Genomic DNA, 17,913 nt, shown 5'->3' with positions numbered 1-17,913 from the left:
TGTGCAACGGGCGGGTGCAGCGCAGCCGGGTGGGCCGAAACAGCAGGGCAAGCCGGCACAGCAGGGCAGTTTTGCTTGGCTCATCACGGATTTCGTTCATCGTGTTCCTGGCGCGGCGCATGCCGTCGTGGTCTCCGCGGACGGATTGCTGCTGGCGGCCTCCCGCGGTTTGCCCAAGGACCGGGCCGATCAGCTCGCCGCGGTGGCTTCCGGCCTGACCAGCCTGGCCAGGGGTGCCGCGCAGGTGTTCGAGGGTGGCTCGGTGGCGCAGACCGTGGTCGAGATGGCCAACGGGTTCCTGTTCCTGATGTCGGTTTCGGACGGGTCCTGCCTCGCGGTGCTCGGCTCGCCGGACAGCGATATCGGTCTCGTCGTCTACGAGATGACCCTGCTGGTCGACCGGGTCGGCCAGCAGATGACGCCCGAACTGCGGGCGCAGTTGCAGGGTTCGGTGCGGCGATGACAGGCGTGCCGGTCGAGCGCGGCCGAGGAGAAGGATGTGGATTCAGGGCGTTTCCGCGGTAATCGACAGCTCGGTGGTGGCCATTCCGTGGCACGGTGGCCGGACGAATCGGACAACGACATGGCTGGGGAAGACTGGGACGACTGGCGGGACCGGTCGTGGCGGGCGCGTGGCTACGACCAGGACCAGGCCTACGGCTCGGTAAGCGGCAGCGAGGACTGGTTGTACCACGCCGAATCGGGCACGGCAGGCGACCCGGCGAGCTTCGACGTTGGTGACTACCGGGATCGGCTGCTCAGCGGTCCCGGTGCCGAGTTGTACGGCGTCTCCCGTGGCAGGGACGGCGAGCTCGAGGGTCGCTTCGACGAGCCGCGCGAGGGGTTCGTCGCCTTCGGCGAGCGCTCCCTCGACCCGGAGCCACCGGAGCAGTCCATCCCCGGCTTTCCACGCCAGGCCAGCCAGGAACCCGAGCCCAGCTCGGGACTGGTCCGACCGTACTTTCGCACACGCGGCCGCACGCGGCCGACATACGACCTCGCCATCGAGGCACTGGTGCAGACGAGCGAGCGGGGCCGGTTCACCGGGAGCGTTCGTGTCCCGGAACACCGGTCGATCTGTGACCTGTGCCTGGATACGCGCTCGGTCGCCGAGGTCGCCGCGCTGCTGCGGCTTCCGCTCGGTGTCGTGCGCGTGCTGGTTGGTGATGTGGCCGGCCTCGGGCTGGTGCTCGTGCATACCGCGAGCGCCGCCTCCGGTGACCGGCCGAGTATCGAGTTCATGGAAAGGGTGCTCAGTGGGCTTCGGAGAGTTTGACTCCGACGCGAACACGTCGGCAGCGGCAGGACCCACCTCATCGGCCAAGATCGTGGTTGCCGGCGGGTTCGGGGTTGGCAAGACCACGTTGGTCGGAGCGGTCTCCGAGATCGACCCGCTGACCACCGAGGCTTCGATGACCGAGGCGAGCGTGTCGGTCGACGACGTCTCGGCGACGCCGAACAAGGTCACCACCACGGTGGCGATGGACTTCGGCCGGATCTCGCTGGACTCCGACCTGGTGCTCTACGTGTTCGGGACGCCGGGGCAGCACCGGTTCTGGTTCATGTGGGACGACCTCGCGCTCGGCGCCATCGGGGCGGTCGTGCTGGTGGACACGCGGCGGCTGTCCGACGCGTTCGCCTCGATCGACTTCTTCGAGAACCGCAAGCTGCCCTACATCGTCGCGATCAACTGCTTCGACCGGTTGCTGCACCACCAGATCGAGGACGTGCGGCACGCGCTGACCATCGCGCCCTCGGTGCCGATCATGGCCTGCGACGCGCGGGACCGGGAGTCGACCAAGCAGGTGCTCATCTCGGTCGTGCAGCACGCCATCGCGCACGACACCGCACTCAGCGCCGGTTGACCCGGCCTGCCGGGGTCACCTCCCGGATGGGTGCGGCCGTTGGGGTGAACTCCGAGAATTCGGGGTGATCCCTTCCGTGGGCCGAACAGCCGCCTCCGCCGTGCATGATCTGCCCGGTCTGCGGCGCCGACCCCGCACTGTCCCCGCTGTTTTTCCGTGCTGACCTGCTGAAACCTAGCCGTCACCCGGTTGGACCACACCTGTGATCCAGGTCATTGTGCTGCGGTCCGCGCTGGTTCATACACCCTTGGTGTCGATCATTTCAAGGGGAGTGGGCTCGACAGTGTTGTCCTGATGAATACCCTTGCCGAGGGGATCCAGCGAGCGAAGGAGGGCTGTTCAGGACCGACCCAGCGACCCCGGGCCGCCAGGCCCGCGCGAGCGGTCGGTGCGGGTCACCGTACGAGGTGACGCCCGGTACCAGCTGAATAGCCCGACACTGGAATAGAGCACAGGCGTCTCCGGGTACGGCCACGCTTGTCCGGCGCCGAACGAACGATGGAGGAACAGTGGCAGGTTCGGCCCAGCAGGCGGGCAACTTCGGCTGGCTGATCACCGACTTCGTACGCAGGGTACCCGGCGCGGCGCACGCCGTCGTGGTGTCCGCGGACGGCCTGCTGCTGGCGAACTCCGAGGGCCTGCCACAGGAGCGTGCCGAGCAGCTCTCCGCCGTCGCCTCCGGGCTGATCAGTCTCACCCAGGGCGCGGCCCGCTGTTTCGAGGCGGGCAACGTGAACCAGACCGTGGTGGAGATGGAGCGGGGCTACCTGTTCCTGATGTCCATCAGTGACGGTTCCTGCCTGGCCGTGCTGGCCGCCCCGACCTGCGACATCGGCACCGTCGCCTACGAGATGACCATGCTGGTGGACCGGGTGGGCCAGCAGATGACGCCGGAGCTGCGCGAGCAGCTCCAGGGCGGCGTGCGCGGGTAGCCGCCGATGGAGATGCCGAGACGCGCCGAGCAGCGCTCGCTGGTACGGCCCTACACCCGCACCGGCGGGCGTACCCGGCCGGACCGCGATCTCGAGATCGAGGCGCTGGTGTCCACCAGTGAGCAGGGCAGGCGGCACGAGGGCGCGACCTCGGTGGCGCATCGCGGCATCTGCGACCTGTGCACCGAGACGCGCTCGGTGGCCGAGGTCGCGGCCCACCTCGCGCTGCCGCTCGGCGTCGTGAAGGTGCTGATCGGCGACCTCGCCGACGCCGGGCTCGTGCTCATCCACCAGCCGGGGCTTTTCGTCGGCGACCGCTCCTCCCAGGAGTTCCTCGAGCGTGTGCTCGCCGGCCTGCGCGCCCTCTAACCGAGTTCCCTGAACGTGGCGTTCCGGGCGTTCAACGTCTCAATCGTGCCGTTCGCGGCGCCTAGCGTCTCGAAAGCCACGTTCAGGGCATGTCAGTGGGTCAATCCTCCACCAGCGCGGCCGAGGTGATCCGGTGCAGCGGGTACCGCTCGCTGTCGGCGCCCTCCAGCACCCCGCCGCCGACCCGCACCGGGGTGACCACCCGTTGGCTCGCGGTGCCGTGCGAGTCGACCAGCCCGATCCAGACCTCGCGCTGTTCCCTGGTGGCCCGGGACAGCAGCGCCAGGGTGGCCGAGGTGTCGGCGCCACCGCCACCCGGCAGCCGCGTCACGGAACCACGCCTGCTGCTCGCCGCGCGGTCACCGGCGCGCAGGTGCGCGAGCACGGCGGTGAGCTGTTCCTGGCTGATCCCGGCCTGCTCGGTGGTCACCGGGCGGGACCGGGGCGCGTTCGGCGGGATCCGCCTGCCCGCGGGGCGCAGGTCCATCACCCGGCCGTCGGGGCCCTCGGCGGCCGGGGCGAACCCGACCTTGCGCAGCTCGTCCAGCACCTCGGCCAGCGGGAACGGGCTGATCAGCACGGTCGGGGCGATCCGGCGTAGCTCCACCTCCCTGGCCGCGGCGCTGTTCAGCACCTCCGCCACCAGTACCTCGTCGTCACAGCGAAGGAACGAGCCCGCGGCGCCGCCGCGTAGCCGGCCGTGCCTGCGGGCCACATCATCGATCAGGTAGGTGAGCGACTGCGGGACGGGCGTCGCCGAGCGGGTGGCGAACAGCTCGTGCAGCTCGGCCGCGGTGCGCCCGGTGTCCAGTGCCCGCCGCACCGAGGTCTCGGTGACCCGGTAGACCGTGGCGTGCCCCGCCGACTCCACCTCGGCGACGCCCGCCACCTCGGCGGCCAGGTCGGGTTCCAGCGGTCCCGGCGCGACCACCGTGTTGTCCGCCTGCACCAGGATGTGGTCCACCGGCGTCGGCAGTGCCTCGACCATCGCCTCCACCGCGCCGGGCCGGTCGTCCGCCAGCAGCGCGCCGGTGGCGGTGCACAGGGCACCGTGCGCCACCAGCCCCAGCGCGGTGCCCTCGGCCATGGTCTGCCGCACCACCTCGTCCCGCAGCCTGCCGCCGCGGCGCGGGGCGCGCCAGGCGAGCACCCGCACCAGTGCCTCCACGCTGTCCACGCCCGCCCCGGCGGGCAGCTCGGCCAGCACGTTCAGCACCCGGCGCCGCCCCACCGGCGCCTGCGGCCTGCGCAGCTCCTCGGCGAGCGGGACCAGCGGCTTGTCCTTCGCGTCCCGCTGCCCGGCCAGCCCTGGCAGCCGCGGCAGGTCCAACCATGCCTGCGCCAGCGTGGCCCAGCGTTGGGCGGGCGGGGAGGCCAGCCAGCTGTCGGTGAGCGTGGTCGGCACCCACTCCGGGGTGCCGGCGGCGCTGTCGGCGACCAGCCCGGCGCCCGCGGCCAGCTCGACCAGCAGCGTCGCCGTGGGCTCCGGCACCTCGAGGTCGCGGGCCAGCCTGCGCAGCTCCCGCACGCCGAGCCCGCCGGACTTCAGCACCGGCGGTGGCTGCGCGGACCACGCCAGCAGCAGGCTCTCCATTCGGCGCAGCAGCTCCATGGCCTCGCCCGCGCCCGCCTCGTCCACCGTGGTGCGCTCGTGCGCGGTGATCGGCAGCTCCGGCTCGTCCAGGGTCTCCGCAGTGAACAGCCGCCCACCGCGCAGGGCGATCGCCACCTCCCTCGGCAGCTCCACGGTCTCCGCGTCGCGGCGCAGCAGCAGCCCGCGGGCCAGCAGGCGCTGCACCGGGGTACCGGCCTCGGCCAGCGGGACCTCGGCCGCGGCGTCCCTGGTGCGGCCGACCGGCGGCCCGTCGGCCAGCTTGCCGAGCAGCGCACGCTCATCCGCCCCGACCTGCTCGAGCAGGCCGTCCAGCTCGGCGCGATCGGCCGCGGCGAGGGCCGGTGCCGAGGCCCCGACCCCGGCGGGGAAGGAGCCGAGTACCTCGCGCAGGGCCGGGGCGACCCGCAGTGCGCCGTCCTCGCCCCAGGCCAGTGCCCGCGCCCGCAGCCGGTCCAGCGCCGGGCCCGGCTGCCTGCCGAGCAACTCGCCGAGGTGGTCGCGGGTGGTGGGCTCGGTATCGGCATCGGCCACCAGCAGGGCTTCCAGCACGGCCAGGGTGAAGGTGTCCAGGTCCTCGCAGGCGCGGGCGATCGAGCCAGGGGTACCGGCGCGGGTCGCGAGCACGCCTGCGTCCGCCGGTGGCGGCGTAGCCAGGTCGCGCCGGTTGCGCAGCAGCGTGGCCAGCGCCTCGTCGGAGACCGAGCGCAGCCAGTCCGCAAGTGAGGTCGCGGGCATCATGCCCGAGGATACGGGGGTGGTCGGTGGTGCTCGTCGCCCGCTGGTCGTGCACACTGGACCTGGTTCACCACACTCGTTCGGGAGGATGACGTGGCCAAGGCCGACAACGGAAAGCAGGACCGGATCGACCCCACGTGGCCGAACGCGGCCGAGGGCGAGCACCCCGTCTCCGAGCTGGCCGCCGACCGGCAGGGCGCGCTGTCCCCGTTCGGGGACATGACCTTCCCGCTGAAGCGCGTGCCGTACGTGCACCCTGACACCGAGATCAACTGGCGGGAGTAGTTACTCGCGAGTCGGGCATATGCGCTGCTCGTGGCGTCGGTGGCCCGCGCTAGTGTTTGGCGGCAACCAGCCGAAGCATCCATGCGGGGGTTTGAGCCCATGCCGGTTCCCGGTCCCGGTTATTCGATCACCGTCCGAGTCGAGGCTCCGCCGTCGGCGAGCGCCGCGGGTGACCTGACCACGGCGGTCGGCAAGGTGAGCGGCGTGCTCACGGCGTTCGACGTCGTCGAGTCCCGTTCCGATGCCATCGTCGTGGACATCACCGCGAACGTGTCCTCCGCCGACCACGCGGAGGACATCACCACGGCGCTGAACAGCCTGCCCGGCGTCCGGGTGCGCAAGATCTCCGACCGCACCTTCCTGCTGCACCTCGGCGGCAAGCTGGAGGTGAACCCCAAGGTCGCCCTGCGCAACCGGGACGACCTGTCCCGCGCCTACACTCCCGGGGTGGCCAGGGTCTGCCAGGCCATCGCGGCCAACCCGGAGGACGCCCGCCGGCTCACCATCAAGCGCAACACCGTCGCCGTGGTCACCGACGGCTCGGCCGTGCTCGGCCTCGGCAACATCGGTCCGGCCGCGGCGCTGCCGGTGATGGAGGGCAAGGCGGCGCTGTTCAAGAAGTTCGCCGATGTGGACGCCTGGCCGGTGTGCCTGGACACCCAGGACACCGAGGAGATCATCCGCATCGTGCAGGCGCTCGCCCCGGTGTACGCGGGGATCAACCTGGAGGACATCGCCGCACCGCGCTGTTTCGAGATCGAGGCACGGTTGCGCGAGCGGCTGGACATCCCGGTGTTCCACGACGACCAGCACGGCACCGCGATCGTCGTGGTCGCCGCGCTGCGCAACGCGCTGCGCGTGGTCGGCAAGCCGATCGAGCAGTGCAAGATCGTGGTGAGCGGGGTGGGCGCGGCCGGCTCGGCGATCATCCGGTTGCTGCTGCGGAAGAACCCCGGCGACGTGGTGGCCGTGGACATCGACGGTATCGTCCATTCCGGACGGTCCAACCTGGATGACAACCTGCGCTGGGTGGCTTCGAAAACCAACTCGCACAACGTCTCCGGCACCCTGCACGAGGCGCTGGTCGGTGCGGACGTGTTCATCGGCGTGTCCGCCCCGAACCTCTTCGGTGCCGAGCAGGTGCGGACCATGGCCGACAACGCCGTGGTCTTCGCGCTGGCCAACCCGGACCCGGAGATCGACCCGCTGGAAGCGCAGCAGCACGCCGCCGTCGTGGCCACCGGCCGCAGCGACTACCCGAACCAGATCAACAACGTGCTCGCCTTTCCCGGGGTGTTCCGCGGGCTGCTGGACGCGCACGCCCACCACATCGACGACGAGATGCTGCTGGCCGCCGCCAACGCCATCGCCGATGTGGTGGACGACGGCAGGCTGAACGCGTCGTTCATCGTGCCCAGCGTGTTCGACTCCGCGGTGGCGCCCGTGGTGGCGGACGCGGTCAAGGCCACCGTGCGCAGGGAGGCTCAGGAGAGCTGAGCGTCCCGGTCACACCCAGAGCGGGACCTGCTGCCCCTCGGGAACGCCGTAGGAGCTGGCGATCTTGTTCAGTTCGATCTGGTAATAGAGAATGCCGAGCCCGAATACGATCATCAGCAGGGTGCCGATTCCCGGCGAGCAACTCGCGTGCAGCCCGGCCGCGCGCTGCGCGTTGCGGATCCGGTTGCCACAGTTGTAGTAGCTGACCAGCGGGGCGATGACGGTCCAGCCGAGCAGTAGCAGGACCAGCATCGGCCCGGCCACCGGGACCGCGCGCCGCCGGTCGAACTCGGCCATCTCCTTGTGGATCTTGTAGTACCACACCAGGTGGTAGATCCCCAGCGTGATCAGCGGCCACAGCAGCCACACCGTCACCGGGTGCCGCTGCTTCATCGCGATTCCGGAGGCCACCGGTTCCTGGTGTGCAGGGCCGGTGGGGCCGGGCATGGGCGCCTGCGGCAGACCGCCGTCCGGCGGCATCGGTTGCGCTGGCTGCTCGTAGGGATTCTGGGACATCCGGTTCCTTTCGAGTTTTCGGGCACTTCAGAGATTTTTATGCGCGGCCCCGTGTTCTATCGCACGGCGGGTCGCCATGTGGGCTTTCGGTCAATTTCGATACCGACCACTCGCTGAGCGGTTCACCGGAGTTCGACGGGCGGTTCCTCGCTCGGAGTCAGTGACCGCTGCATCCAGGCGACGTCGCGCCAGGCGCCGTGTTTCCAGCCGATCCGCCGGCAGGTCCCGACCGGTTCGAAGCCCATCGCGTGATGCAGGCCCGTGCTCGCCTCGTTCGGCAGGGTCATCCCGGCGACGGCGGTGCGAAAACCGCGCTCCGCCAGGCGGTCGAGCAGCGCCCGGTAGAGCGCGCGGCCCCCGCCGGCACGCCGCCGCCCCGCGTCGAGGTAGACGCTGACCTCGCAGGACCAGCGGTAGGCCGCGCGGGACTTGAACGGGCCACCGTAGGCGTATCCGACGATCGTGCCCGCGTGCTCCAACACCAGCCAGGCATGCGTGCGGGTCGCGGCCGCGATGCGTTCGGCCATCTCGGCGACCGAGGGCGGCTCGCTCTCGAACGAGATCGCGGTATCGGTGACATAGGGGGCGTAGATCGCCGCGCAGGCCTCGGCGTCCCGGGCGGAGGCGTCGCGGATCTTCCAACTTCCGGCGTCCATGGCTACTATCATAGCCTTTGGTGGCACTATAGTAGGCGCATGTCGGATCCACTCTCCGCCTCGCTGGCGGCGACCGTGCACGCCGCCCGGCTCGCCCGCAATCTCTCCGCCGGGGCGCTTGCCGAGCGTTCCGGGGTCTCCAGGGCGATGATCGGCAAGATCGAACGCGGCGCGGCGCAGCCGACGGCCGCGCTGCTCGGTCGGCTCTCCGGAGCCCTCGGCCTGACACTGTCCGAGCTCATCGCCCGCGCCGAGGGCACCGAGGGCGACCGGTTGATGCGCGCCGCGGACCAGCCCACCTGGACCGACCCGGACAGCGGTTACCGGCGCCGCGCGGTGTCCCCGCCCGCGGGCGGCCCGCTCGAGCTGGTCGAGGTGGAGCTGCCGCCGGGCGCGGAGGTCCGCTACGGCGCCGAGGCCTATGTCTTCAAGTACCAGCAGCTCTGGATCCTGCGCGGCCACCTGCGTTTCCAGGAGGGCGAGGTGGTGCACGAGCTCGAAGCGGGCGACTGCCTCCAGCTCGGCCCGCCGGCCCCGACCTCGTTCGGAAACCCGGCCACCGAGCCCTGCCGGTACCTGGTCGCACTGGCCAAGCGTTCACCATGGCCGGACCTCTAGCCTTCTCGGTATGGCAGAACTGAGTCACCTCGACGACGAGGGTGCGGCCCGGATGGTCGACGTGTCGGGCAAGGAGGCCACCGCGCGGACCGCGGTCGCCAGTGGCGTGCTGCGGACCACGGCGGAGGTGATCGGCCTGCTCGCCGAGGGCGGTCTTGCCAAGGGCGACGCCCTCGCGACGGCCCGGATCGCGGGCATCATGGGTGCCAAGCACACGCCGGACCTGATCCCGCTGTGCCACTCGATCGCCCTTTCCGGGGTGGACGTGGACTTCACACTGGGCGAGCGAGCGGTGGAGATCCGGGCGACGGCGCGTACCACCGATCGCACGGGGGTGGAGATGGAGGCGCTGACCGCCGTGGCCGTGGCCGGCCTGACGGTGCACGACATGATCAAGGCGGTCGACCCGGCCGCCACGCTGGACGGGGTGCGGCTGGAGAGCAAGGACGGCGGCAAGGCGGGCCCCTGGCGGCGTCCGGAAGGGGATGAGCGATGAAGAGGACGGCGCGCGTGATCGTCGCGTCCAACCGGGCCGCCACCGGTGTCTACGCCGACCGGACCGGTCCGGTGATCGCGAAATGGCTCAGCGAGCGCTCCTACGCGGTTCCCGAGCCGCTGGTGGTGGCGGACGGCGAGCCGGTGGCCGCGGCGCTGCGGGACTGCCTCGAGCGGGAGCCGCAGGTCATCATCACCACCGGGGGAACAGGGGTGGCGCCGACCGACCGCACGCCGGAGGCGACCGCGCCGCTGCTGGACTACGAACTGCCGGGGGTGGCCGACGCCGTGCGCGCGGCGGGCAGCGACAAGGTGCCCACCGCCATACTGTCCCGCGGTCTTGCCGGGGTCGCCGGCCGGACCGTGGTGGTCAACCTGCCCGGCTCCCGGGGCGGGGTGCAGGACGGGCTCGAGGTGCTGGCCGAGGTGCTCGAGCACGCGGTGGACCAACTCGCCGGGGGCGACCACGCCGTGCATGGCTCGGGCGGGCCCGACGAACCGGAGCCCGCGGGGGCCCCGGTCCGGGTCGCGCTGGCCGCGGTGACCGAGGCGACCCTGTCCGTGGACGAGCACGCGGCCATGGTGGAGGACCCCGCCGCGGGCGCCGTGGTGACCTTCGGCGGGGTGGTACGGGATCACGACGAGGGCCGCGCGGTCACCTCGCTCTACTACGAGGGCCACCCGAGCGCGGGCGACGTGCTGGCCAGGGTGGTCTCCGAGGTCGCCGGCCGCAGGCAGGGCCTGCGCGCGGTGGCCGTGAGCCACCGGCTCGGCGCGCTCCAGGTCGGTGACGTGGCGCTGGCCTGCGCGGTCGCCGGAGACCACCGCGCCGAGGCGTTCGCCGCCTGCGCCGAACTCGTGGACGAGGTCAAGGCACGGCTGCCGGTGTGGAAGCACCAGCGCTTCACCGACGGCAGCGACGAATGGGTCAACTCCCCCTGACGACGTCGGCTACTGGCTCGCGTCCGAATCCTGCGGGTGTGTTGCGCCACCGTCGGCACCGGTTTGCTCGGTGCGCTGGTCGCGCAACCGCAGCGCGGGCGTCTGGCCAGGCTGAGCAGTTCGACGGCGGTCCGGTTGATCTCGGCCCCGTTGGCGACGGAGTGGAGTACCCCGTTGTAGAAGAGATCCCGGATCCGCCGGACGCGTTGGAGGTCGCCGACCTGCCGGTCGGCGCCACGTCCCTCCAGGTCCTCGAACCGGATGTGCAGCATCCCGCCGGCGGCGTAGCCCTCGACGCGGGTGAGCTCGTAGGTCCTGAGGTGGTTCGATCGGGCACGGCGCTGGTACCAGCGCCGGTTGTAGTCCTATGTGATCCAGTCCGCCCCCGCCGATGTCGTCTGGTAGCTGAACGGGTTGGACATGAGGTAAGCGCCGATGGCCGCGACTACCCACACCGGCCAAGCGGTCAACATGTCAAGGCCGCTTCCGCGGAACAGCGAGATAAGTGTGAATCCGACGGCAAGAATCCCGAGTGACACGAAGTAGACCTTGATGTTGGCGAGGCGGCTGTGCCGATGCCAAGCGAGCACTGGCCCCATGCTCTCCAGCGGTCGGGGTTTGCGCGAGAGCTTGGTGGAGCGGCCGGGGTCGTGCTCGGTCGCCACGCCCTTGTCGTTCCTGAACCCGGGGCCGTGCGGCGGGAAGGGCTCACCGGTGTGTGCGTCCGCGCCTGCCGCGCCGAGCGCGCCGCCATCGACAATGCCGCGTGAGGTTCATCATTTCGGTGAGCCCGGACTCGATCTTGCCCATCACCTCTCGTAGCGCGCGGTGGGCGTTCTCCTTCATGGTGCGGGCGGTGGAAACGATGGCCTTGCACTCGTTGTAGACGGCCGCCTTGGCGTTGTACTTGTCGACCAGGGCGTTGTGCGCGGCCATGGCCTCCAGGTTCTCCTGCGAGAGGGCTTGTGTCTGCCCCGGTGCGCACGGCTCGAGGGGGAGCCCCGGTATGGGTGGTGGCGGGACCGGGGCCTCGATGAACGGGCCGTTGGCCGCTTCCTGACTGGGGTCAAGGACCGCGAGTCCGAGCCTTCTGCGTAATCCGCCCGAGTGCCCTGAACGTGGCGTTCGAGACGGTGGACGTCCCGAACGCCACGTTCGCGACGCCTGACATCCGGAACGCCACGTTCAGGGCTTTTGGTGGGCGGGAATTGTCTTACCGGCGCGTTGTGCGGGGAGAAGAAAAGGGTAACGTTTCGTGCTCGGTGAGTAATGCCACCGCTTTTGTGCTCGATTTTCACCTTGGGAATCGGCGAAGGGACATGGGGCATGTACGGCGGTGGTTATCCGAGTGGCGTGGTTTCCGCTCCCCGGGCGCGGGGTGGGCCCGGGCGGGGCTCGGCATACGTCCTGGTCATCGGCACACTACTGGTCGTCGCGTGCTACGGCATGTTCGAGACGGCGCTGGCGAAGGGTTCGGACCGCACGACGGCTTTGCTCAGTGCTGTGGGGTATGGCCTGTTCATGATGGTGGTCCTCGGGACCACCGCCGGCATCGCCGGATGGATGGAGCGGGTGCTGATCCGTCTGGGCAGGCTGCGCTGGCTGCGGGCGTTGCAGATCCTGGCCTGCGCCGGTACCGGCTTGTTCGCGGCGTTCGTCCTGATGGCGTTCGGTATCAACAGGAAGCTGGTGGAGGCGGGGATCCTGCCCGCGGAGTGGGCCGAGACCGGGCAGCAGGATGCGGTGTACCTGGTCGCTCCAGCCGCCATGTCGTTGCTGTCCGCGTACTTCAGCGTGTTGTGTGTGTTCCTGCCCTGGGCGGCCGCGTTCGCCTGGCTGCTGTCCCTCGCGCGCGAGCCGTCGCCGGTCGAGGAGCCGTTCCCGTACCGCGGTACCGGCAGTCGCCGGGTGCTGCGGTGGGTGTTCGGTAACGCGTTCTCGCTGGTGCTGGCCTTGGTCGGGCTGGCGCATACGGTGTTCGGCCTGTACTTCGCGCTGCCGGTGGTGATTGGGCTCGGGCTGGCCAGCATCGGTGTGCTGTGGGCCGTCGCCGAGCGGCTGACCAGCTGGTGAACTCGAATGCGAAGGCCCCACCGCCCGGGGGATATGCGGTGGGGCCCTCGCGCCGGCCTGATCGACCGAGTGACTCGGCTAAGCCGAGATCACTTGGTGGCGATCTTCTGGCCGACCACGATGTAGTCGGGGTTGGAGATGAACTCCTTGTTCAGCTCGTGCAGCTTCTGGTAGCCGCCCTCGATGTCGTGCTCCTTGGCGATGCTGGTCAGCGTGTCGCCACTGGTAACGGTGTAGTCACCCTCCGGGTTGGACTTGGCCGTCCCGGTAAGCGGGGCCGGAGCCTGCTGCCGCGGGGCGGGCTTCGAGGACTGCTTCTTGGCGGAGCTGGAGCCGGAGCTGCTGCTGCGCTGCTCGGCCTTGGCCGAGGAGCCCTGCGTGTTGCTGCCCTGGTAGCTCGCGGTGGAGCCGGAGCGCTTGCCGCAGACCGGCCACGCGCCGATGCCCTGGCCGTCCAGGACACGCTCGGCGACGCGGATCTGCTCCTGGCGGGAGGCGTTGTGCGCACTGCCACTGCCGCCGTAGGCCTTCCAGGTGCTGTCCTTGAACTGGAGGCCACCGGAGTAACCGTTGCCGGTGTTGATGCTCCAGTTGCCGCCGCTCTCACACTGCGCGATGGCATCCCAGTTGACGCTCTCGGCCTGCGCGGGGGTCGCAGCGATCGCCAACGGGGCGCCTACCGCCAGGCCCGCGACGGCCACACGGGCGATGTGACGGGAAGCGGCGGACGGTTTGCGGTGTTTACCACGGTAAGTCATCGCGACTCGGTCTCTTCCCCCGCGCCTGCAGTACCAAGGCGGGTCTCGTGGACCCGGCCGGCCGCGATGGCCGGCCAACACAACCCCCATGGCCAACGTGCTGCACGTGGTCGCATGTCGGTCCTGTCCCCTCTAGTCCTTGTCCGGAGGTTTTCTTTCGCTCGGGGTACTGGTCCGAGATTCCGCCGGACAAGGTTCGGCGCTACGGAATCTCGGGTCTTGCTGTGGTCGGTCGGGGCCAACCGAGAAGCGACGGTACGTAACAACGACCGTGATCGGAAATTATTGGGGATGTGACCTGTGTCACTGTAACAGCTCGGAAACTCCAGCGATCCAGCCATTTTGGCTGGTCAAAGCGTCGTTATCGAGCCGTTTCCTGCCCGAGATAAAGCACGGATCGTGAGGCTTGAGTCACGTGTTTTTGACGCGAAAGGGCTATTCGCGTGTCGCGTCTACTGATCGGTAACCTCTCTCAGAAAGCCCTCGAGTCCGCTCAGGTCGTCGGTGTTGATGTGGTCCACGCCGGCCGCCGCGAGCTCGGTCCAGACCGCCGTGCGGGCGGCGCCGGGAGCGTCCGGGGTGGCCCAGAACCGGACCCGCTGTCCCGCCCGGTGCGCGGCGGCCACGATGCTCCGCAGCCGGGCCCGCTCCGTCGCGGGGAAGGGGCCCTCGCCCCGCCAGGAGAACAACCTGGTCCAGTTGTCCGAGACCAGCGGTGCCAGCCGCGCGTCGGCGCCGGGGCCGAGGTCACCAGGGTCGGCGATCCGGCCGTCGTAGAACGCCTTGCGGTACCACTGGCCGCGCAGCACCTCCCGTGGCCGGTTGCCGGACAGCACGACGGTCACCGCCCGGTTCCGCACATGGCCGGCCAGGTAGGTGCTGAACAGGAAGGAGTAGCGCGGGTGGTGCAGCCGCTCGCGCAGGGCCGCGTAGGTGTCGTCGGCCCCGCTCTTGATGTCCACCAGTAGCTGGAAGCCCCGCTCGCCGCCGGCCGCGGGCTTGCGGTACACCCGGCCGTGGTTGGCCAGCACCCTGCGGCGCAGCGGGTCGAGGTACAGCGACTCCAGGGTGCGTCCCGGCCGCAGGTCCTCGGGGTCGTGGCCGACCAGTAACTCCCCGTCGACCAGGTGGATGTCCGCCTCCACGCTGGTGAACCCGTGCTCCAGCGCGTCCAGCAGGGGGCGCGCGTGCTCGTAGTCGTTGTGTGCGTGTGCCTGGGCGAGGGGCCGGGGGACCGGCTGGGATGGACGACGCTCGGCCGCGGCAGGCGCGCTCAGCAGGCCGAGTGCGGCCGTCATGCCGAGCAGGAGGGCACCGAGGCGGCGCGAGGTCGTCATGGCGGCCAGCCTGGATGCCGGGCACGGCCACCCGGTGAACGGCTCATCGCGCCGCGGTCACGAACCCCCGAACATCGGGGGTACGCAGCGCGTTTGCCCGGTTTTCAGCCTCCCGCGAACGGCGGCAGCACATCGAGCTCGGCGCCGTCCGGAAGGGGCAGGGTGACGTCCCGCACGGCGATCCCGTCCAGCAGGAAGCTCGCGGCGTCCAGGACGCGGCCGAGGTCGCCGGGATGCCCGTCACGCAGCGCCCGTACCGCGTCCGACACGGTCGCACCGGGCGGCAGGGTGAGCGTCTCCTCATCCTGGCCGGCCGCGGCCCGCGCCGAAGCGAAGAAGCGGACCACCACCGTGGCCTCGTGCCGCTGGATCTCCTCCGGTGCCGCGCTGGACGGCAGGTCCACGGGTCAGCCCCCGATCGCGCTCATCGGCCGGATCGGCTGCGCGAACCCGGCCTCGTTGATCTCGTGGCCCGCGAGTTTGCCCCACATGGTGTCCCGCCAGGCCACGGCCACGTCCTCGTCGCTCGCGCCACCGCGCAGCAGCCCGCGCAGGTCGGTCTCGTCGGTGCTGAACAGGCAGGACCGGACCGCGCCGTCCGCCGTGAGCCTGGTCCGCTCGCAGGCGGCGCAGAACGGCCTGGTCACCGAGGCGATCACGCCGACCTCCTGCGGACCGCCGTCCACCAGCCATCGCTCGGCCGGCGCGCCACCGCGTTCGGCGGGGCTCGGGGTGAGCTCGAACTCGGTACGTAGCAACTCGAGGATCTCCGCGGCGGTGATCATCTCGGCCCGGTTCCACCCGTGCTGGGCATCCAGCGGCATCTGCTCGATGAACCGCAGGTGGTAGCCCCGTTCGAGGCAGAACCGCAGCAGCCCGGGTGCCTCGTGCTCGTTCACGCCCCGGATCAGCACCGCGTTGATCTTCACCGGGTCCAACCCGGCCGCGTGGCTCGCGGCGAGCCCGGCCAGTACGTGCGGCAGCCGGTCGCGGCGTGCGAGCCGCTGGAAGGTGTCCCGGTCGATCGAGTCCAGCGAGATGTTGATCCGGTCCAGGCCCGCCGCGGCGAAGGCCGTGGCCCGTTTGGCCAGCCCGATGCCGTTGGTGGTCATCGCGAGCCGGGGGCGGGGGCGCAGCGCGGCGATCCGGCCGACCAGTCCTTCCAGCCCGGGGCGCAGCAACGGCTCGCCCCCGGTCAGCCGGATGTCGGTGACGCCGAGCCGTTCCACCGCGATCCGCAGCAGCCGCACCAGCTCGTCATCGGTGAGCACCTGCTCGTCCGCGGCCCACTCCAGCCCTTCCTCCGGCATGCAGTACGTGCAACGCAGGTTGCACTTGTCGGTCAGCGAGACCCGCAGGTCGGTCGCGACGCGGCCGTAGGTGTCGAGCAGTGCCGGTGTGTCCGGACGCGGTGTCGAGTGCGCCACGCGCGTGCCCGGAACCCTGGGAAGTCCGAGATCAACCGCTGTCACCCATCCCAGCGTAGCCGCACTCGGGCCACTCGTAAAATGTCTTACATACCAAAATATCCGGAACCACGGAGAGGGGATCGGTGAACACGGAGGAGGGTGCCTGCCATCCGGTGCCGCCCGCGGTGCTGGCCCGCTTCGCCGAGCTCGGGCGTGCGGAGAGCGCCGTCACCGTGCTGCTGCACGCCAGGCTGGCCGAACGGATCGGGCTCTCCGCCACCGACCACAAGGCGCTCGAACTGCTCGGCCACTGGCGACGCCCGCTGACCGCGGGGCGGCTCGCCGAACTGACCGGGTTGTCCACCGGAGCGGTGACCGGGGTGATCGACCGGCTGGAGCGCGCGGGGTTCGCGCGACGCGTGCGCGACCCCGCCGACCGGCGCAAGGTGCTGGTGGAGGTGCCGGCCGAGGGCGAGGAGAGGGCGGCGCCCGCCGCGGGGTTGCCGCTGCGACTCACCGAGCGGGTGCTGGCCGAGTTCTCACCCGGTGAGCTCGAGGTGGTGGAGCGGTTCCTGGTCCGGCGACTCGAGCTGATCGAGACGGAGGCCTTCGGCGGGATGGAGATTCCGCATCTGCGGAGATAGCCTCCTGTTTATGCCGTATTTTCGGTTCTCTGAGGCCTCCCGGTTGCTCGGCGTCAGCGATGACACGGTGCGCAGGTGGGTGCGCGCAGGGCAGCTGTCCGCGGGCACGGACGCGGCGGGCCGCAAGGTGGTGGACGGCGCCGAGCTGGCCGCGTTCGCCAAGCGGCAGGCCGAGGATCCACCCGACCCCTCCGGGGTGGGCCGCTCGGCGCGCAACCGGTTCGTCGGGCTGGTCACCGAGGTGGTCGCCGACACGGTGATGGCCAAGGTGGAGCTGCAGTGCGGGATGCACCGGTTGGTCTCCCTGATGACCGCGGACGCCGTGCGCGAACTGGACCTGCGGCCGGGAGTGCTCGCGGTCGCGGTGGTCAAGGCGACCCACGTCGTGGTGGAGACCCCGGGAGGCTCCCGATGAAGAAGGTGGCCTCCTTGTTACTGTGCGTCTGCCTCGCGGTGGGCGCCTGCACCGCGGCGGGGCACGGGGACCGCACGGTGACCGTGTTCGCCGCCGCCTCGCTCACCGAGTCCTTCGGCGAGATCGTGGACGAGTTCGAGGCCGAGCACCCGCGCACCCGCGTGCGGCTGAACCTGGCCGGCTCGAGCAGGCTGGCCCAGCAGATCGTGGCGGGGGCGCCTGCCGACGTGTTCGCCTCGGCGAGCGAGGCGACCATGCGCACGGTGACCGAGGCGGGCCGCGTCGAGGGTGAGCCGCGGGTCTTCGCCACCAACGAGCTGGCGATCGCCGTGGCGCCGGGCAACCCGCATGGCATCACCTCCTTCGCCGACCTGGCCGGGGCGGGGCTGACCGTGGTGGTCTGCGCCCCGCAGGTCCCGTGTGGCGCGGCCACCGAGCGGGTGGAGCGGGCCAGTGGCGTGACCCTGCGCCCGGCCAGCGAGGAGCAGGACGTCAAGGCCGTGCTGACCAAGGTCCAGGCCGGCGAGGCCGATGCGGGCGTGGTGTACGGCACCGATGTGCGCGCCGCGGGCGACCAGGTGTCCACGGTGCGGTTCCCCGAGGCGGGCCGGGCGGTCAACCACTACCCGATCGCCGTGCTCACCGGCACCGGGCAGCCGGAGCCAGCCCGGTGGTTCACCGAGTTCGTGCTCGGCCCGGCAGTCAGGAAACAGCTCAACGGGGCCGGGTTCGGTGCGCCCTGAGCGCCCTGG

Annotated in this window: 23 protein-coding genes; 14 read left to right on the top strand and 9 right to left on the bottom strand. The window is 70.6% G+C overall.

All coding sequences use genetic code 11. The annotated features are described in order from the left end of the window. Position 1: 1 nt before the first annotated feature. The 5 genes from FB471_RS13320 (at position 2) to FB471_RS13300 (ending at position 3,166) form a co-directional block, all read left to right on the top strand. Positions 2-463, top strand: a complete 462-nt coding sequence (locus tag FB471_RS13320; protein WP_141998299.1) for a roadblock/LC7 domain-containing protein — start codon at positions 2-4, stop codon at positions 461-463. Positions 464-499: 36 nt separating this feature from the next. Beyond that, positions 500-1,276 (top strand): DUF742 domain-containing protein, encoded by a 777-nt coding sequence (locus FB471_RS13315; protein WP_170220799.1) that lies wholly within the window; start codon positions 500-502, stop codon positions 1,274-1,276. Continuing rightward, positions 1,257-1,865, top strand: coding sequence for a GTP-binding protein (locus tag FB471_RS13310; RefSeq protein ID WP_141998295.1), 609 nt, complete (start codon positions 1,257-1,259; stop codon positions 1,863-1,865). Before FB471_RS13315 ends, FB471_RS13310 begins: the two co-directional genes overlap by 20 nt. Positions 1,866-2,374: 509 nt before the next feature. Next, entirely contained in the window at positions 2,375-2,797 is a 423-nt protein-coding gene (locus tag FB471_RS13305; protein ID WP_141998293.1) for a roadblock/LC7 domain-containing protein, read from the top strand. Positions 2,798-2,803: 6 nt separating this feature from the next. Continuing rightward, positions 2,804-3,166, top strand: a complete 363-nt coding sequence (locus FB471_RS13300) for a DUF742 domain-containing protein (RefSeq protein ID WP_141998291.1) — start codon at positions 2,804-2,806, stop codon at positions 3,164-3,166. Positions 3,167-3,266: 100 nt separating this feature from the next. On the opposite strand, the gene FB471_RS13295 is transcribed toward FB471_RS13300, so the two are convergent. Then, the gene (locus FB471_RS13295) at positions 3,267-5,516 is read right to left on the bottom strand and encodes a helicase-associated domain-containing protein (protein WP_141998289.1); all 2,250 of its coding nucleotides are present in this window, start codon (positions 5,514-5,516) and stop codon (positions 3,267-3,269) included. 93 nt (positions 5,517-5,609) lie between these two features. Here FB471_RS13295 and FB471_RS13290 point away from each other — a divergent pair, with 93 nt between their 5' ends. Together FB471_RS13290 and FB471_RS13285 are read left to right on the top strand one after the other, a co-directional pair. Further along, a complete protein-coding gene (locus FB471_RS13290; protein WP_141998287.1) occupies positions 5,610-5,801 on the top strand; it encodes a hypothetical protein in 192 nt (63 codons plus the stop codon). A 99-nt stretch (positions 5,802-5,900) separates the two neighbouring features. After that, on the top strand, positions 5,901-7,298 hold the full coding sequence (locus tag FB471_RS13285) for an NAD-dependent malic enzyme (RefSeq protein WP_141998285.1): 1,398 nt from the start codon (positions 5,901-5,903) through the stop codon (positions 7,296-7,298). A 9-nt stretch (positions 7,299-7,307) separates the two neighbouring features. On the opposite strand, the gene FB471_RS13280 is transcribed toward FB471_RS13285, so the two are convergent. Both FB471_RS13280 and FB471_RS13275 read right to left on the bottom strand, forming a co-directional pair. Then, complete coding sequence (locus FB471_RS13280; RefSeq protein ID WP_141998283.1) at positions 7,308-7,814, bottom strand: DUF4234 domain-containing protein; 507 nt, start codon at positions 7,812-7,814, stop codon at positions 7,308-7,310. A gap of 122 nt (positions 7,815-7,936) precedes the next feature. Further along, positions 7,937-8,470, bottom strand: coding sequence for a GNAT family N-acetyltransferase (locus FB471_RS13275; RefSeq protein WP_141998281.1), 534 nt, complete (start codon positions 8,468-8,470; stop codon positions 7,937-7,939). Positions 8,471-8,509: 39 nt separating this feature from the next. Here FB471_RS13275 and FB471_RS13270 point away from each other — a divergent pair, with 39 nt between their 5' ends. The 3 genes from FB471_RS13270 to FB471_RS13260 are packed head-to-tail and all read left to right on the top strand — an operon-like array spanning position 8,510 to position 10,525. Further along, positions 8,510-9,088 carry a helix-turn-helix domain-containing protein gene (locus tag FB471_RS13270; protein ID WP_141998279.1) on the top strand — a complete coding sequence of 193 codons (579 nt, stop codon included), beginning with the start codon at positions 8,510-8,512 and terminating at the stop codon, positions 9,086-9,088. Between the two features lie 10 nt (positions 9,089-9,098). After that, a complete protein-coding gene (gene moaC / locus FB471_RS13265; RefSeq protein ID WP_141998277.1) occupies positions 9,099-9,584 on the top strand; it encodes a cyclic pyranopterin monophosphate synthase MoaC in 486 nt (161 codons plus the stop codon). Then, entirely contained in the window at positions 9,581-10,525 is a 945-nt protein-coding gene (locus FB471_RS13260; protein ID WP_141998275.1) for a molybdenum cofactor biosynthesis protein MoaE, read from the top strand. The genes moaC and FB471_RS13260 overlap by 4 nt, the downstream gene beginning before the upstream one ends. Positions 10,526-10,890: 365 nt before the next feature. Here the strand turns inward: FB471_RS13260 and FB471_RS13255 are convergent, their stop codons facing one another. Both FB471_RS13255 and FB471_RS13250 read right to left on the bottom strand, forming a co-directional pair. Beyond that, positions 10,891-11,190 carry a hypothetical protein gene (locus FB471_RS13255; protein WP_141998273.1) on the bottom strand — a complete coding sequence of 100 codons (300 nt, stop codon included), beginning with the start codon at positions 11,188-11,190 and terminating at the stop codon, positions 10,891-10,893. A 43-nt stretch (positions 11,191-11,233) separates the two neighbouring features. Next, on the bottom strand, positions 11,234-11,461 hold the full coding sequence (locus FB471_RS13250) for a hypothetical protein (RefSeq protein ID WP_141998270.1): 228 nt from the start codon (positions 11,459-11,461) through the stop codon (positions 11,234-11,236). 417 nt (positions 11,462-11,878) lie between these two features. Here FB471_RS13250 and FB471_RS13245 point away from each other — a divergent pair, with 417 nt between their 5' ends. After that, positions 11,879-12,598: a hypothetical protein gene (locus FB471_RS13245; RefSeq protein WP_141998268.1), complete on the top strand. Its 720-nt coding sequence runs from the start codon at positions 11,879-11,881 to the stop codon at positions 12,596-12,598. A gap of 89 nt (positions 12,599-12,687) precedes the next feature. Here FB471_RS13245 and FB471_RS13240 read toward each other — a convergent pair whose 3' ends face one another. The 4 genes from FB471_RS13240 to moaA all read right to left on the bottom strand — a co-directional run bounded on the left by FB471_RS13240 (position 12,688) and on the right by moaA (position 16,165). Next, the gene (locus FB471_RS13240) at positions 12,688-13,356 is read right to left on the bottom strand and encodes a LysM peptidoglycan-binding domain-containing protein (RefSeq protein WP_141998266.1); all 669 of its coding nucleotides are present in this window, start codon (positions 13,354-13,356) and stop codon (positions 12,688-12,690) included. Positions 13,357-13,808: 452 nt separating this feature from the next. Next, the gene (locus tag FB471_RS13235) at positions 13,809-14,693 is read right to left on the bottom strand and encodes a phosphatidylinositol-specific phospholipase C/glycerophosphodiester phosphodiesterase family protein (protein WP_141998264.1); all 885 of its coding nucleotides are present in this window, start codon (positions 14,691-14,693) and stop codon (positions 13,809-13,811) included. Between the two features lie 104 nt (positions 14,694-14,797). Beyond that, on the bottom strand, positions 14,798-15,097 hold the full coding sequence (locus FB471_RS13230) for a MoaD/ThiS family protein (protein ID WP_246076388.1): 300 nt from the start codon (positions 15,095-15,097) through the stop codon (positions 14,798-14,800). Between the two features lie 3 nt (positions 15,098-15,100). Further along, the gene (gene moaA, locus FB471_RS13225; protein ID WP_141998262.1) at positions 15,101-16,165 is read right to left on the bottom strand and encodes a GTP 3',8-cyclase MoaA; all 1,065 of its coding nucleotides are present in this window, start codon (positions 16,163-16,165) and stop codon (positions 15,101-15,103) included. A gap of 80 nt (positions 16,166-16,245) precedes the next feature. Between moaA and FB471_RS13220 the strand changes: the two genes are divergently transcribed. Genes FB471_RS13220 through modA form a run of 3 tightly spaced genes read left to right on the top strand, consistent with a single transcriptional unit; the run spans position 16,246 to position 17,904 of the window. Further along, on the top strand, positions 16,246-16,746 hold the full coding sequence (locus FB471_RS13220; protein WP_246076387.1) for a MarR family winged helix-turn-helix transcriptional regulator: 501 nt from the start codon (positions 16,246-16,248) through the stop codon (positions 16,744-16,746). Between the two features lie 10 nt (positions 16,747-16,756). Further along, positions 16,757-17,161: a TOBE domain-containing protein gene (locus tag FB471_RS13215; RefSeq protein ID WP_141998260.1), complete on the top strand. Its 405-nt coding sequence runs from the start codon at positions 16,757-16,759 to the stop codon at positions 17,159-17,161. Further along, positions 17,158-17,904, top strand: a complete 747-nt coding sequence (gene modA, locus FB471_RS13210) for a molybdate ABC transporter substrate-binding protein (protein ID WP_141998258.1) — start codon at positions 17,158-17,160, stop codon at positions 17,902-17,904. The genes FB471_RS13215 and modA overlap by 4 nt, the downstream gene beginning before the upstream one ends. Positions 17,905-17,913 lie beyond the last annotated feature (9 nt).

It is taken from the genome of Amycolatopsis cihanbeyliensis, assembly GCF_006715045.1.
Classification (GTDB): Bacteria; Actinomycetota; Actinomycetes; order Mycobacteriales; family Pseudonocardiaceae; genus Amycolatopsis; species Amycolatopsis cihanbeyliensis.
This window is presented reverse-complemented; position numbering and strand designations above follow the sequence as displayed.

Bases quoted from the DNA above. Each gene is read 5' to 3' on its own strand.
- FB471_RS13270 (WP_141998279.1), top strand. From the start codon at position 8,510: ATGTCGGATCCACTCTCCGCCTCGCTGGCGGCGACCGTGCACGCCGCC.
- FB471_RS13275 (WP_141998281.1), bottom strand. From the start codon at position 8,470: ATGGACGCCGGAAGTTGGAAGATCCGCGACGCCTCCGCCCGGGACGCC.
- FB471_RS13300 (WP_141998291.1), top strand. From the start codon at position 2,804: ATGGAGATGCCGAGACGCGCCGAGCAGCGCTCGCTGGTACGGCCCTAC.
- FB471_RS13250 (WP_141998270.1), bottom strand. From the start codon at position 11,461: ATGGCCGCGCACAACGCCCTGGTCGACAAGTACAACGCCAAGGCGGCC.
- FB471_RS13285 (WP_141998285.1), top strand. From the start codon at position 5,901: ATGCCGGTTCCCGGTCCCGGTTATTCGATCACCGTCCGAGTCGAGGCT.
- FB471_RS13295 (WP_141998289.1), bottom strand. From the start codon at position 5,516: ATGCCCGCGACCTCACTTGCGGACTGGCTGCGCTCGGTCTCCGACGAG.
- FB471_RS13215 (WP_141998260.1), top strand. From the start codon at position 16,757: ATGCCGTATTTTCGGTTCTCTGAGGCCTCCCGGTTGCTCGGCGTCAGC.
- modA (WP_141998258.1), top strand. From the start codon at position 17,158: ATGAAGAAGGTGGCCTCCTTGTTACTGTGCGTCTGCCTCGCGGTGGGC.
- FB471_RS13235 (WP_141998264.1), bottom strand. From the start codon at position 14,693: ATGACGACCTCGCGCCGCCTCGGTGCCCTCCTGCTCGGCATGACGGCC.
- FB471_RS13260 (WP_141998275.1), top strand. From the start codon at position 9,581: ATGAAGAGGACGGCGCGCGTGATCGTCGCGTCCAACCGGGCCGCCACC.
- moaC (WP_141998277.1), top strand. From the start codon at position 9,099: ATGGCAGAACTGAGTCACCTCGACGACGAGGGTGCGGCCCGGATGGTC.
- FB471_RS13240 (WP_141998266.1), bottom strand. From the start codon at position 13,356: ATGACTTACCGTGGTAAACACCGCAAACCGTCCGCCGCTTCCCGTCAC.
- FB471_RS13280 (WP_141998283.1), bottom strand. From the start codon at position 7,814: ATGTCCCAGAATCCCTACGAGCAGCCAGCGCAACCGATGCCGCCGGAC.